This window comes from Melittangium boletus DSM 14713, from assembly GCF_002305855.1.
GTDB lineage: Bacteria > Myxococcota > Myxococcia > Myxococcales > Myxococcaceae > Cystobacter > Cystobacter boletus.
Genome location: NZ_CP022163.1, coordinates 8,553,982 through 8,567,040, shown reverse-complemented (window position 1 = coordinate 8,567,040; position 13,059 = coordinate 8,553,982). Strand labels below are relative to the sequence as shown.

Sequence of the window (13,059 nt, the reverse complement as noted above, 5' to 3'; positions counted from 1 at the left end):
GGGGTCAAAAATTCCTGTCGCCTGACAAGTGTAGACGATGGGCGCGCCCTCTCCCGTGTCCAGGCGCACGACCCGCGTCGTCGCACAGCCCACCAATAGGTACCCCAGCAGCAGCACGCCCCCCAGTGCAACTTCATGTCGTCCTCCAGCTCCTGCGCCCACGAGCGCGAGACCGGCGACTAACACGCGAGTCCAACATCCTGGTCAAGATGGAATGCGCGGCGGGTGGCGAAGGATGGAATCACCGCCCAGTTCAAGCCCCACCCAGCGCACGGCACTCACACGGCCGGCCACGTCCTCGAGCACCGAGGGCAGCGAGAGCCCCGGCGGAGACACCAGATAGCGCGGCTCCCAGCGGGGCTGGAACCGTTGCTTGAAGGCTCTCAGGGAGGGCAGGTCCTCGAAGTGCTCGCCGTGGACGAAGCGCCAGGTGCTCAGGTGGCTCCATGTCGGCGAGAGCGAGGCCTCCTCGGCATCGGCCGACGGGGTCAGCCCCAGATCGAGCCAGTGGTAGCCCTCGCGACGCCCCCACTCGCGCAGCCGCTCCACGAGCCAGTCCATCACGCCCACGGGCGCCTCGGCGGAGAAGCGCAACAGGCGCACGGACACCTCCTCGCGGTCCGCGCCCGTCCACATGCTGGCGAATGCCACCACCCTGCCCTCGCGCCGCACCAGGGCCACCGGCCCGAGCGCCAGGGCCCGTGCGTCGAGCGCTCCCACGTCCCCGCGTCCCCGACGCGAGCACCAGTCCTCGGCCACCCGCTCGAGTTCCGCGAGCCACGCGCCCACTCCCTCTCCAGGAATGACCTCGAAGCCACACCCTTCCCACTCCTGGCGTGAGTCCTCCGGGGCTCCGTCCCGCAGCGCCACCCGTGCCTGTTCGCCCACCTTCTGCGGCGACAGCCCCAGCTCCATGTAGAGCGGCAGGTGCTCGGACCGTACCGCGGAGAACACCGGGATCGCATTGTGGCGCTCCACCTCCTCGAACCACCGCCACGCGAGTCCCGCGAGCTCTGGCTCGGGACCAATGGGGTCCCCCAGCGCCACCCAACCGCGTCCCTGGTGGGTGGACATGACGAAGCCCGTGCGCGACGCGTTGAACAACAGGGTCAAGTCCCCCAGCAAGGCGCGATGCGCGAAGGCATCGGGCGAGTGCGAGACAATGTCCCGCGCGGTGGCCAGGTCATCCAAGGACGGACGCTCGGGCTGGGACGGAAGCGCGCGCAGCAGGTGCGCCACGGCGAAGACTCCCACCACCACCGCCGCGCCCACGCTCACGCGCACGAAGCGCGGCGCGTCCCCATGCAGCACGAAGCGCCACAACAGCTCGCTGGAGAACTCCGCGTTCCGATGCACGAAGAAGCCCAGCCAGGACGTGGCCCCCAGGACCGCCAGGATGGCGAGGACCCACCCCACGGTGAAGCGCTCGTGCAGGAGCGAGGAGCGCCGGTAGAACTCGCGATGACACGGCAGGAAGCACACGAACAGCACCGCGAGCACGAGCGCCGTGCGGAACTCTCCACCCCGCAGCACCGCCACGGCGGCCCCCACCCCCAACAGCACCACGGTCAGGACATAGGCCCCATCCAGTCGCCGCTGGATGCCGCGCGCGAGCAGCAGCAGCCCCGCCCCCACCAGGCCGCTCGACAGGTGAGACACGTCCCGGACAGGCAGGGGCACGACACGGTCCACCCACGCCCACCGGCCATCGAGCGCCGGAGTGACGCTCGACACCAGGAGGAAGACCCCCGTGGTGAAGGTGGCCAGGGCGAAGACGTTGGGCAGCAGCGACGAGGCCCAGCGGCCCGCTGAACCGGCGAGCCGTTGCACCTGGGCCCGGCGCTGCCCCACCTCGTAGAGGCCGATCAGCACCACCGACAACGCGAAGGGCAGCAGGTAGTAGACGGCGCGGTAGACGACGAGCGTCCCCAGCAGCACGGGCTTGGGGATGCGATCGGACAGGAAGAGCAGCACCACGGTCTCGAAGACGCCGATGCCCCCAGGCACGTGACTGAGGAGCCCGGACATCTGCGCCACGATGAAGGCCCCGAGCACGGCATGGAAGGACACGTCGTGGCCCGGCAGGAGCGCGTAGAGCGTGGCGGCGGCGAAGAGCCAGTCCCCTCCCGCCACGAGCACCTGCCAGATGAGGTGGTGGCGCGTGGGCATGGGCAGTTGCCAGCCCCGGATGCGCACGGGCTCGCGCCGCAGGAGCACGAGCCCCGCGTAGAAGAGAACGACGCCGAGGAAGAGGCCTCCAATGAGCCGAGGGCCCACTTGGGGCAGGTGCAATTCCGGAGGAATGGGCGGAGGATCGAACAGGAACAGCGCCCCTCCGACGGAGAGGAAGCCCACCCAGAAGCTCAGGGTGATGTAGCCCACCACCTGGGTGACCTCGGCGGTGGAAAGCCCCTGGGACGTGTAGAAGCGCAGGCGGATGGAACCGCCACTCAACCACGTGAACCCCACGTTGTTGCTCACGGCGGTGGCGATGAAGGCCGCCGGGCCGAACGTGCGGTACGGCAGGCCGCTGCCCACGTAGCGCAGGGCGATCCAGTCATAGCCCGTGAGCACGCCATAGCTCAGGATCACGAGCCCCACCGCGAGCAGCAACCGGGGCCAGGGCAACGCCTCCAGTTGATGGACGATGTCGCGGTAGTGGTAGGCGTGCAGCTCCTCGTGCAGCGCCTTGAGGGCCAGGGTGAGGACCCCCACGCCCAGCAGGGGGCCGGCGACCCGGAGAAGACGGTGAGTCATGATCCGTCCCATTAGGGACGCCCATCCCCACCCTTCAAGGCGTGTCACCCGGTGGCCGCGTTCCCGTGCCCGCTGGACAACGGGAACCCGGCCCTCCAGTGCCTGGGCTCAGTTCAACTCACAGGCACTGCACACGGGGCGGATGAGCTGCCAGCCGCCGCACTCACCCCAGCTGAAGCAGCACCGCTGGTAGAGGCTGCCCTTGCGGCCAACGGCCCCCGGCGTCCAGGAGCCGTCTCCGCCCACCTCCGTGCACTTCGCGCAGGTCGTGGTCCAGGTGACCTGCTCTTGCAGCGACCCACCGGGTCCACAGTTCGGGGTGGTGCCGATGCCCTGCTCCACCTGCTCCGCAGACTCGTCCGGCACGGACGCGTCCTGCATCTCCGAGGGACCACACGCCACCATCAGTCCCAGGGTCACACCCAGCACGAACAACGGATTGCTCAGACGGCGCATGCGACGACTCCTCGGAAAGGGGTGGAGGACTTCCGCCCCGGGTGAGGTCCCCATCCTACTTCCCTTCAGAAACACTCCGAGAACGGCACGGGCGTCACGGTCAGGGCCCCGGAGTCCTCCATCTTGATCGTCGTGCCCTGGATGGAGCCAGACACGGCGCGCGCCGTGAGGGTGAAGCCCATGGGGTTGGACTTCAGGTCGACGTGATAGATGAAGCGGCAGCCGCCGATCCACGTGCCGTCCGGAAGCGCTGGGCTCGTGGGGTCCGTACACCCCAGGGGCAGGAAGCCCAGTTCCTGGAAGTTGCTCGAGTACCGATCCTTCTCCTGCAAGAAGGCGCGCTCCGAGGTGAACAGGGCCCGGATGTTCTGCATCCCCTCGCGCATCTGAGCGGAACAGGTGAAGGACTCCGCGGGCAGACACTCGTCGAGGCCCACGTAGCGGCGAACCCCGTCTCGCTGGACCCAGAAGACGAGAGCCCCGGGAAACGTCTGGCTGAATTGCAGGAGGGTTCCCTCGGCCTCGGTTCCCGTGCCGCCCTGGGCGATGGCGGTGAAGGAGAGGGACTCGGGGCTCTTCGTCACCTGGGTGACCCGGTAGGCGAAGCGGCAGCCCGCCACCCAACCCGGCCCGGGCACGGGCACGCGCGAGCCATTCGCGCACGCGGGAGGCGCGAAGCCAATCGCCGCCAGGTCCGACGAGTACAGGTCTCGCTCCTGGAGGTAGGCCATCTCGGCGTTGAACAGGGCCCTCATCTCCCGGATGCCCTCGCATTGGGCGCTTCCGCAATCGACGGGTGTGGGCCGCTGGGGAGCCCCCGCCGACGCGGCCCACGACCAGGACATTCCCGCCACCACGAACAACCATCGCAACGCTTCACGCATCGGGTGCACCCCCTTGGATGGGGTGACAGCCTACTTGGGGGCGAGCGCGGGCGCGCGGCCCCAGATGACCGAGGTGTAGCGGGAGCCGGGTTCGGCCTCGAGCCCCAGCTTCGTCAGGTCCTCCGAGTACTTGGAGCCCTTCACCACCACCCACCGCCGAGCCACGCGCTGGGCTTCCCGCAAGACGTCCGGAGTGAGCGGGGCATGCTCGGCGAAGCGGCGCAGCATCTCGAAGGCGGGCTGGGACTTCTTGGGCTTCTCGAACATCGGATCGAAGCAGACGACGTCGAAGGAGCCCGAGGGCAGCGTGCGCAGGTACGCGTGGGAATCCGCGTGCAGGGCCTCCACGCGGCTGGATGCGGGGCCGTAGGGGTAGGCGGCGAGTCCCTGGGACACGACGGCGAACAGGGCGAGGCTCTTCTCCAGGGCCACCACCCTGCCCTCCGGGCCCACCACCAGCGCCGCCACCAGGGCGTCCTGCCCGAGCCCCAGGGTGCAGTCGAGAACGTGGTCTCCCGCGCGCAGCTCGCCCACGCGCACGAGGGCGTCATCCCGCTGCCCGTCGAGGATTCGCAGCCGGCGCAGGTGGGCCATGCCGGGGTTGAAGCTGAACGAGCTCTCCTTGTCCCAGAGCGTCACGCCCTCGCGCTCGAAGACGAGCAGGGCCTCGGCGACGGATTCGAGCAGGGGGCCCAGGGGCTGCTTCTTGCGGCGGGCCACGAAGGGCAGGCCCCAGGCGCGCGCGGCCTCGCGGGCCCGTTGGACGAGCGCCACCTCGGGTTGTCCACTCGTGGTGACGCCCAGGGGGATGCGCGCGGGCCCATTCATGGCGCGAGTACGTCAGCCCTCGACGGCCTGGAGCTTGCGGCCGCCCTGGGCCTCGGCGACGGTGACGGACTGGTTCCGGCCGTGGCGCTTGGCGTAGTACAGGCACTGGTCCGCCTGCTCCACCAGCACCAGCTTGTCCACGCCGTGGTCCGGCGCGGTGGCGATGCCCAGGGACAGCGTCACCTTGAGCGGGCCCATTTCCGTCTGGAACACCTCGGCCTTGATGGCCTCGCGGATGCGCTCGGCGATGACCTTGGCGCCCTTGGGGTCCGTCTCCGGCATGAGGATGGCGAACTCCTCGCCGCCGTAGCGGGCCACGATGTCCGTGTCGCGCGCCTGCTGCTTGAGGATGCGCGCCACGCCCTTGAGCACCTGGTCTCCCGTGAGGTGGCCGTAGGTGTCGTTGACGCTCTTGAAGTGGTCCACGTCCGTGAGCACCAGCGAGCACTTGCGCCCATAACGCCGCGAGTGCGCCAGCATCTCGTCCGCCTTCGCCTGGAAGGTGCGGTTGTTGTACAGGCCCGTCATGCCGTCCGTGGTGGCCATGCGCTCCATCTGCTCGTAGAGCTGGGCGCGCAACACCGCCTGGGCGGCCTGCATGGCGATGACCTCCAGCATGCGCAGCACGTCATGGTCCAGCGCCGTCTTGCGCCGCGAGCCCGCCACCAGCGTGCCGAGGATCCGGTCACCCGCCGTGAGCGGGAAGATCTTCAACGCCGCGAGCCCACGCACCTGCGTCTCCTCGTCGAAGATGACCTGCCGGTCCATGGCCTTCAAGTCCCGCCCGGGCAGGGGCGCGCCGTAGCGCACCACGTTGGCGACGAGCCCGTTGTTGTCCGGGAAGGTCGTGCCCTCGATGGCCTTGCCCGCCGAGCCCACGCCCAGCATGCGCGCCACCTTGTGCACGCGCTTGCCCTCCACCTCGCTCACGATGGTGACGGCGCTGAAGTCCAGCCCCGCGAGCTGCCGCGCGCTCTCCAGCACGGCGAGGAACACCTGCTCGGGGCTGCCCGCGCGGTTGAGCTCCTCGATGGCGCGGAAGAACCGGTCCTTCTCGTCGCGCGTCTTGCGGATGTACGTCATCACCCGCTCCACCTCGATGGAGCGCAGCACCTCGGCGGCGATGGTGGTGAGCAGCTTCTCGTCGTCATCCGAGAAGGGGTTGTGCGTGTGGCGATCCGCGATCAGCACGCCGCGCACCAGGCCGCCGCCCTCGATGATGGGCACGGCCAGCACGGCCCCCACGGAGGGCGCGCCGCTCTCGTACCAGGTGATCCCCTTGAGCCCATGCGCCGAGTGCATGCGCACCGGGGCCCGGCGCTTGAGCACGCCGCCCAGCACGCCCTCGCCCGCGTTGAAGCGCTCGCGCTGCACGCGCTCGGAGGCGCTGCGGCAGTCGTACAGCTTGAGCCCCTTGTCGTCCGAGGTGAGCAGGAAGGCCGCGCAGGTGTGCGTCTTGAGCGCCGTCTCGGCGATCTCCAGGGCCGCGCCCACCGCGCCCTCGATCTCCTTCACCGACGCGAGCAGCCACTTCTCCTGCTCCTTCTCGTCGGGGGGGTTGTCGTGGGTGCCGGCGTTCACCAGGCGGAACGTGCGGGCGCGCTCCTCCACTTCCTTGATGCGCTTGTCCACGGCGGCGCTCTCGGCCCGGCGGGCGGCGGCGATGCGCGCGGCGAGCACCAGGTGGTTGAGGCCCGCGAAGAGCGACAGGAAGGAGGCGTGGATGAGGAAGGTGGCGAGCCCGCTCTCGGGGCTCCGGAAGACGATGAGCGCGTCGAACGCGAGCGCCACGCCGAGCAGCACCCCACTCGCGACGCGCGGCAGGAAGGCCACCAGACACGCCATGAGCAGGTAGACGAGGGGAAACGCGGCGCCGCCCGCGAGGGCGACCACGAGGAACGCCGAGGCGAGGAACACCGCGCCCAGCTCCACGTCGTCCCGAAGGTAGAGCGGCGCGCCCACGGCCTCGCGGGTGAAGCGGCGCCAGCCCATCACCCCGAGCCCGGCGAGCAGGAAGAGGACGAGGGCGGCCTCCGTCCAGCCGAGCGAGTGCAGACCACGGAAGCCCCCGCGAGCCAGGTGCACGAAGGCGCAGAGCACGGACGCCGCGGGCACGGCCCGCACCAGGAAGCGCGTCAACTTGGAGACGGCGGAGAGGGGCGAGGGCATGGGGTCTACTCCAGGTGGAAGACGAGCTCGCCGGGTTTGATGTAGCCGAGCTCCTCGCGCGCCGAGCGCTCGAGGGCCGCGGGATCGTTGCGGAGCGCGTTGATTTCGCGCAGCAGTTGCTCGTTCTGCTCGGCGATGGCGCGGTTGCGCTCGTGAAGGGACTCGACGTCCTGGCGCAGGCTCAGGTAGCGACGGAAGCCCTTGGCATCCGACGCCGAGACCAGCGTGAGGAGCGCGGCCACGCACGCCGCTACCGCCAGGAGCTTTCGCCGCACCGTCATGAGTGCGCGGCAAGGTACCAGTGACGACCTGACCGGCAAGAATTCCGCTCCAGGGCTGTAGCGCCCGCCGCTCTTTCCTGCGCAGGACACTCGGCGCACGGGAAGCGGGCCTCGCCGCGCCTGGCCTGCGAGCATGACGCCCTTTCACCCACCCGAGCCGAATGCCTCCCGCCGCCCTCCCCTCCTCCGTCTCCCGCCCTCCGGCGCGCTGGCGCCGTCCACTCCTCTGGGGAGTCCTGGCGCTGCTCGTGCTGGAGCTCGTCTACATCGCCCTGCTCGCCACGGGAGGATTGGCCCGGCTGCTCAACCACCTCATCCCCGACACCCAGATGAGCTGGAGCAAGGCGAGCAGCGTGGTGCCCGGCCGCGTCCACCTGGAGAACTTCGTCTTGCTTCATGAGGAAAAGAGCGGCGGCCATTGGCGGCTCGACATCGATCGGGCGGAGGTGAATGTGTCCCTCAACGCCCTGTTCCGGCGACAGTTCAAGACAGAGTCCCTGGATGTATGGGGCCTGCGGGCGCGCATCCACAGCGTGACGCCGGAACAGACGGGCGAGGCACGGGCACGAACCCAGGACGCCGAGGAGAAGAAGAAGGAGAAGCCGGGCGGGTGGAAGATCCTGCTGCACGAGGTGCGGGTGCACGGCGTGCATGAGCTCATCTGGAATGAGGCCCGGCTCACGGGCATCGAGGAGGTAGCGGGCGCCCTGGACGTGGAGTCCGGCGAGCGCATCTTCCTGCACGAGACCCGGCTGCGGCTCGGACCGGGGGAGCTGTTCGTCCAAGGCGACGCCGTGGCGAACGTGGAGAAGGGCACGGCGAGCGCCACCCTCGAGGCGCGCTACCAGGGAGAAGAGGGCATCGATCTCATCGCGGGCCTCACCGGTGGGCGGCTCCAGCTCAGCGCCACCGTCCCCGCCATCAGCTCGCTGCAACACCTGCTACCCCGGCTCGAGGGCGTGTCTCCCGAGGGAGGCGCGGGCCGCGTGGAGGTGGATCTGCACGTGAAGGACGGCCGTCTCGCGCCGGGCACCGTGCTCCAAGGCTCGGGCGAGCCCTTCGAGATGCCCGTGGGTCCCTTGCGCCTCAAGGCCCCGTGGCGATTCCACGCGGACGTGCACACGCGCGAGGACGGAGAGGATCGCCTGGGGTTGAAGTTCACGATGGGGCCGGTGCGGATGGAGGGCGGCAAGGGCCGGGACCAGGCGTTGCAGACCCCCGAAGTGGTTGTCCTCATGGGCGCGAGGTCTCCGCGACTGGGCGAGGCGCTGCCGGACGTCCACGTGGCGCTGCGCGCGGCGCGCAGCAACCCCCTGGAATTGAGGATGCTCAACGGGTGGCTGGGCCCCTCCTTCCAGGTGGAATCCGGACGCGCCTATCTGGAGGTCTCGTCCCGCGCCAACCCCGAGAATGGCGGGGGCGAGGGGCACCTGTCGCTGAGCACCCAGGGGCTTCAGGCCCACTGGGGCGGCGCGAGGATCACGGGACGCGTGCTGATGGACGTGGACGCGCACAAGCTGGCCTTCAACCAGGACAAGGTGACCCTGCACGGCAGCCGGCTGCTGCTGCGCGGCGTGTCCGTGCGCACGGGCAGGGACAACGCGCGAGACTGGGACGGCACGCTCGTCTTCCCCGAGGCCACCCTGCGCATGTCCCCCCCCTCCTTCCGGGGACGTTTCACGGGCAGCTTCTCCAACGCGGCGCCCTTCATCGCCCTGCTCACCCAGCAGGGGGCGTTTCCCCACTTCCTCTCGCCCCTGCTCCAGGCGGAGGGCCTGGAGATCTCCGGCGTGGTGGCCCTGGGGGAAGGCGGCGCGAAGCTCAGCACGCTGCGCGCCCGGGGAGAGGGACTCGAGCTGCGCGGCCAGGCGGAAAGCGCGGGCGGCGCCACCCGGGCGGTGCTGCTGGTGAAGCTCGGCATCGTCTCCGTGGGCGTGGAGGTGGCCCCCGGCAACACGAGCATCCGCCTGGTGCTGCCCGAGCGCTGGTACACGCAGAAGACGGGCGAACCGGTGCCGTGAGCCCCGGCCTCAGCGGCGCAGCAGCGTCTGGACGGCCTCGGACAGCGCCGCGTGGCCGGCCATGCCCTGCCAGGCCCCCGCGACCTGCCCCTCCTTGTCCAGGAGGAAGGAAGCGGGGAGCGCGGGGATGAGGCCGAAGGCGCTCTGACCCTGCTGAAGGGCCGGATCGGACACCAGGACGGGGATGCCGAGCGAGGCGTATTCCTCGGCGAAGGGCGCCAGCGTGCGCGCCCCGTCGAGATCCAACCCCACCAACACCACCTGGAAGCCCTGGGCGCCCCGCTCTTTCTGAAGCGCCTCGAGCGTGGGCAACTGGGCCAGGGAGGGAAAGCTCCAGGTGGCGAAGAAGGACACCAGCACCACCCGTCCGGGCAGCTGGCGCCAGTCGTAGGGGGTGGGCCCCACCGACGGCAGCCACAGCGCGCGCAGATAAGGAGAGCCCGTCCCCGTGAGCCGGGGCACCTCGGGCCCCCGGTGGCAGCCAGCGAGCGTCAGCACCCCAGCGCACACCAGTGCCCGGAACCCCCTTCGCCTCATGCCTCGCTCTTGGCCTTGCCCAGGCGCTGGCAATTACGGCACAGCCCGTACAGCTCCATCTTGTGCGACGTCACCGTGAAGCCGTGCTTGCGCGCCACCACCTCCTGCATCTGCTCGATGCGCTCATCCTCGAACTCGACGATGGTGCCGCAGTGGGTGCAGATGAGGTGATCATGATGGTGACGGCCCACGGCCGCCTCGTAGCGCGTCTGCCCGTCGCCGAAGTTGCGGGCATGGGCGAGCCCACACTCCCCGAGCAGCTTCATGGTCCGGTAGACCGTGGCCACGGACACCTTGGCGTCCTGCTCGCGCACCTTGTTCCACAGCTCCTCGACGGACAGGTGCCCGCCGACGGAGAAGAAGGTGTCGATGATGAGGGTGCGCTGGCGCGTGCTCTTCAACCCGTGCTGCGCCATGTAATGCTGCAGCACCTCGTCCATGTTCCGATTCAAAGCTCGCCTGCCTCCCGGCTCGCCACGCTGCCGTGCCCGGGCAGCGGGTGTCCACCGGCGGAACGTGCGGGATGCACGCCCCCCGGTCCAGGTGTAGTACCGACTTGCATCCGCCTCTGACTGTTTAGATTGGGGCCTGTCGGATTCATTGACACCCGTCCGCCAGCGAAGATAGAGGCACCCGGCCTCGTAAACGAGCATTTTTCCGCGATTTTCATGAACCGTCCCTGGCAGAGACAACGGCAACCCGATGACGTGCCCACCCCCGTGGCGGTGGCCGTCTCCGACTACTGCCGGCGAGCCCATTCGCCTGCAACCCCCACTGAGGTCCGCGAGGCACTCGCCCTGCTGGCCGATGCTGACGACTTCCGCGTCCGTTCCTTGACGGACGCCGAGCCCGGGGCCACGCCCCTCGGGCCCTTCGCCGTGGTGGACGTGCTGCACGGCACGGCTCCCTCGCTCGCCGCGACGCGGCAGGGCTGCGGCTACTACGAAGTGGTCCGCGAGCTGGCCCGCGTCCACGAGGAGAAGCGCCCGCCCGCTCCGCCCGCCCCCGACGTGCCCACCTTCGCCATCCCCCCACCCCGCGCCGCGTCTCCCGACGTGCCCGCCCGGAGGGAATCCCTCCCGGCGAACGAGACGGTCCAGTCGCGCATCGCGCCCCGCAAGCGCGCCGCCGCCGAGCCGCCCGCCGTGGAAGCCGACGAGCAGGAGGGGCCCAGCTTCCTCAAGCGGGATCTGCCCAAGCCGCGCGGCCGCTTCACCCGCCTGGACGCCCCCAAGTCGAGCTTCCAGGAGCTCACTCGCTCCTCGGGCAAGGACATCCTCGAGGGGTTGATGGAGTCCAACGAGAACCGCTTCGCCCTGCACAAGGCCCTGTCCCAGCAGTACAACGGGGCCCGGGGTGAGCTGACACTCGGGGAGATGGAGACCGTGCTCAAGGAGCAGGGGGTGATGGATGCCCTGGAGGAGCGCGAGCACGCGGCCATCCTCGCCGCCTTCACCGAGCACCGGGGTGCCTCCGGCCGGGTGGGCTGGGCGCTGGGCCTGAGCCCATCGGAGCTCAAGCAGCTCGAGGCCAAGCTCGGCATCTCCGAACAGGTCGAGGCCGTGCGCGAGCGCTTCCGCCGCGAGGCCCTGACCGGGCGTCACCTCACCCAGAAGCTGGATCTGCTCGGGCGCGAGAAGTACCTCGTCGACCTGGGCATCAAGAAGCGCTTCTCCGACATGCTGCGCCGGGAGCTGGAAGTCCTGGTGCGCGAGGAGGGGCCCGAGGTGACGTCGCTCAGCGCCCTCTCCGAGGCGATCGGCCGCAAGCACGGGGCGCCCTCGGAGCTGGTGCTGCGCGCGCTGGAGCGCCTCGGCGTGGTCGAGGGTCACCTCAAGCGCACACCTTCTTCCCCCCACTCCACATCCTAGAAAGAGGCCCTGTCCCATGCCCATCTACGAATACGCCTGCGGTTCCTGCGGGAAGACGATCGACGTGCTGCAGAAGATCAGCGATCCGACGCCGGAGAAGTGCACCGCGTGCGGCGCCCAGGCTTCGCTCAGCCGCGTGGTGAGCCGCTCCAGCTTCCACCTCAAGGGCGGCGGTTGGTACAAGGACCTCTACGGCTCCACCAACTCCAGCTCCAGCGGTGGCTCGTCGTCCTCGAGCACGTCGTCCTCGAGCACGAGCGCGTCCAGCTCCAGCGACGCGTCCTCCTCCAGCACGAGTGCGCCGAGCACGGCCAGCAGCACCCCCGCGGCGCCGGCCGCGAGCGCCAAGAGCTGAGCGGCGGAAAAGTCGCGGGGGGGAGGGAGCGGGAGGAAACTTGTCCTCGTGCCCTTTCCTCCCTCCAAGCGACCCCCCCGCCACTGTGTGCTTTGCGGCCACCCAGAGCTGACCGATGCTCGCGGTCAGGGCCGTTTCCTGCTCGTGCCCGATCCCGACGGCCGTGGACCCATCTGTCCACCGGTGAAGGGTTGTGGCGAGCGGCGGCAGCGCGTGAACGACAACCCATCCCCGACGCCCTCGCCATGAGTTAAGGAGGCGACTTCCCGCGCACTTCCGCGCAGAGGTCACCTTCATGCTCGTTCCCGTATTGCTCGCCTCGCTGTTCGCCATCACCCCCGTGGAGTCCGCGTCCGCCGCGGATCCCAGCATCTCCTTCGCCCAGACCCGGGAAGGCCGCCACGCACGGCTCCTGGAGGGAATGGAGCTGGCGGCCACCTTCAAGCCCTCGGAGACGCCCGCCCTGCGCCTCACCGACGCCACGCGCCTGGGCCTCATGGACGCGCCCATGCCCCTGGACACCGGCGGTGGCGTGAGCGGGGACACCCGCCCGGTGCTCGCGCTCGTGCTCGGCCTCATCATCGGCTTCGGCACGGGTCACCTGCTGGCCGCGGACACCAACGGCTTCATCCTGTTCCTCGTGGTGGACGTGGCCATCATCATCGCGAGCAGCGTGCTGCACTACGCCCTGGGCGGCATCTTCTGGGGGCTCGGCGGCCTCGCCCTGCTCGCCTCGCACGTCATCCAGGGCATCGACGCCTACCAGACGGCGGGCGGCGCGCGCATCGTCGAGGCCACGCGCCAGCGGGCCATCCTCGTGGCGGACACCTCGAGCGGCCGCAACGAGCCCCTCGTGGCCACTCGCGCCTTCGGCTTCGCCTTCTGAACGGGGTGCCCCGC

General features: G+C 69.8%; 12 protein-coding genes. 4 read left to right on the top strand and 8 right to left on the bottom strand.

Going from position 1 to position 13,059, the window contains the following annotated elements; genetic code table 11:
- Window positions 1-204: 204 nt before the first annotated feature.
- The 6 genes from mprF to MEBOL_RS35460 all read right to left on the bottom strand — a co-directional run bounded on the left by mprF (window position 205) and on the right by MEBOL_RS35460 (window position 7,375).
- Entirely contained in the window at window positions 205-2,757 is a 2,553-nt protein-coding gene (gene mprF, locus MEBOL_RS35485) for a bifunctional lysylphosphatidylglycerol flippase/synthetase MprF (protein ID WP_157823858.1), read from the bottom strand.
- A 108-nt stretch (window positions 2,758-2,865) separates the two neighbouring features.
- On the bottom strand, window positions 2,866-3,213 hold the full coding sequence (locus MEBOL_RS35480) for a hypothetical protein (RefSeq protein ID WP_095981557.1): 348 nt from the start codon (window positions 3,211-3,213) through the stop codon (window positions 2,866-2,868).
- Between the two features lie 65 nt (window positions 3,214-3,278).
- Window positions 3,279-4,097, bottom strand: a complete 819-nt coding sequence (locus MEBOL_RS35475; RefSeq protein ID WP_157823857.1) for a hypothetical protein — start codon at window positions 4,095-4,097, stop codon at window positions 3,279-3,281.
- Between the two features lie 30 nt (window positions 4,098-4,127).
- On the bottom strand, window positions 4,128-4,925 hold the full coding sequence (locus MEBOL_RS35470) for a class I SAM-dependent methyltransferase (protein ID WP_095981555.1): 798 nt from the start codon (window positions 4,923-4,925) through the stop codon (window positions 4,128-4,130).
- Window positions 4,926-4,937: 12 nt separating this feature from the next.
- Window positions 4,938-7,094, bottom strand: a complete 2,157-nt coding sequence (locus tag MEBOL_RS35465) for a sensor domain-containing diguanylate cyclase (protein WP_095981554.1) — start codon at window positions 7,092-7,094, stop codon at window positions 4,938-4,940.
- Window positions 7,095-7,099: 5 nt separating this feature from the next.
- Window positions 7,100-7,375 carry an FtsB family cell division protein gene (locus MEBOL_RS35460; RefSeq protein ID WP_095981553.1) on the bottom strand — a complete coding sequence of 92 codons (276 nt, stop codon included), beginning with the start codon at window positions 7,373-7,375 and terminating at the stop codon, window positions 7,100-7,102.
- Window positions 7,376-7,536: 161 nt separating this feature from the next.
- Here MEBOL_RS35460 and MEBOL_RS35455 point away from each other — a divergent pair, with 161 nt between their 5' ends.
- Entirely contained in the window at window positions 7,537-9,396 is a 1,860-nt protein-coding gene (locus MEBOL_RS35455) for a hypothetical protein (RefSeq protein WP_095981552.1), read from the top strand.
- A 9-nt stretch (window positions 9,397-9,405) separates the two neighbouring features.
- On the opposite strand, the gene MEBOL_RS35450 is transcribed toward MEBOL_RS35455, so the two are convergent.
- Window positions 9,406-9,933 carry a peroxiredoxin family protein gene (locus MEBOL_RS35450; protein WP_095981551.1) on the bottom strand — a complete coding sequence of 176 codons (528 nt, stop codon included), beginning with the start codon at window positions 9,931-9,933 and terminating at the stop codon, window positions 9,406-9,408.
- The gene (locus tag MEBOL_RS35445) at window positions 9,930-10,373 is read right to left on the bottom strand and encodes a Fur family transcriptional regulator (protein WP_179956348.1); all 444 of its coding nucleotides are present in this window, start codon (window positions 10,371-10,373) and stop codon (window positions 9,930-9,932) included. The genes MEBOL_RS35450 and MEBOL_RS35445 overlap by 4 nt, the downstream gene beginning before the upstream one ends.
- Before the next feature lie 228 nt (window positions 10,374-10,601).
- Here MEBOL_RS35445 and MEBOL_RS35440 point away from each other — a divergent pair, with 228 nt between their 5' ends.
- The 3 genes from MEBOL_RS35440 (at window position 10,602) to MEBOL_RS35425 (ending at window position 13,045) form a co-directional block, all read left to right on the top strand.
- On the top strand, window positions 10,602-11,804 hold the full coding sequence (locus MEBOL_RS35440; RefSeq protein WP_170115657.1) for a hypothetical protein: 1,203 nt from the start codon (window positions 10,602-10,604) through the stop codon (window positions 11,802-11,804).
- 16 nt (window positions 11,805-11,820) lie between these two features.
- A complete protein-coding gene (locus tag MEBOL_RS35435) occupies window positions 11,821-12,159 on the top strand; it encodes an FmdB family zinc ribbon protein (protein WP_095981549.1) in 339 nt (112 codons plus the stop codon).
- A gap of 295 nt (window positions 12,160-12,454) precedes the next feature.
- Window positions 12,455-13,045: a hypothetical protein gene (locus MEBOL_RS35425; protein ID WP_095981547.1), complete on the top strand. Its 591-nt coding sequence runs from the start codon at window positions 12,455-12,457 to the stop codon at window positions 13,043-13,045.
- Window positions 13,046-13,059: the final 14 nt, after the last annotated feature.

Coding starts and splice junctions, on each gene's coding strand:
- MEBOL_RS35475 (WP_157823857.1), bottom strand. CDS start 4,097: ATGCGTGAAGCGTTGCGATGGTTGTTCGTGGTGGCGGGAATGTCCTGG.
- MEBOL_RS35480 (WP_095981557.1), bottom strand. CDS start 3,213: ATGCGCCGTCTGAGCAATCCGTTGTTCGTGCTGGGTGTGACCCTGGGA.
- MEBOL_RS35460 (WP_095981553.1), bottom strand. CDS start 7,375: ATGACGGTGCGGCGAAAGCTCCTGGCGGTAGCGGCGTGCGTGGCCGCG.
- MEBOL_RS35470 (WP_095981555.1), bottom strand. CDS start 4,925: ATGAATGGGCCCGCGCGCATCCCCCTGGGCGTCACCACGAGTGGACAA.
- MEBOL_RS35465 (WP_095981554.1), bottom strand. CDS start 7,094: ATGCCCTCGCCCCTCTCCGCCGTCTCCAAGTTGACGCGCTTCCTGGTG.
- MEBOL_RS35440 (WP_170115657.1), top strand. CDS start 10,602: ATGAACCGTCCCTGGCAGAGACAACGGCAACCCGATGACGTGCCCACC.
- MEBOL_RS35450 (WP_095981551.1), bottom strand. CDS start 9,933: ATGAGGCGAAGGGGGTTCCGGGCACTGGTGTGCGCTGGGGTGCTGACG.
- MEBOL_RS35445 (WP_179956348.1), bottom strand. CDS start 10,373: ATGGACGAGGTGCTGCAGCATTACATGGCGCAGCACGGGTTGAAGAGC.
- MEBOL_RS35425 (WP_095981547.1), top strand. CDS start 12,455: ATGCTCGTTCCCGTATTGCTCGCCTCGCTGTTCGCCATCACCCCCGTG.
- MEBOL_RS35455 (WP_095981552.1), top strand. CDS start 7,537: ATGCCTCCCGCCGCCCTCCCCTCCTCCGTCTCCCGCCCTCCGGCGCGC.
- MEBOL_RS35435 (WP_095981549.1), top strand. CDS start 11,821: ATGCCCATCTACGAATACGCCTGCGGTTCCTGCGGGAAGACGATCGAC.
- mprF (WP_157823858.1), bottom strand. CDS start 2,757: ATGACTCACCGTCTTCTCCGGGTCGCCGGCCCCCTGCTGGGCGTGGGG.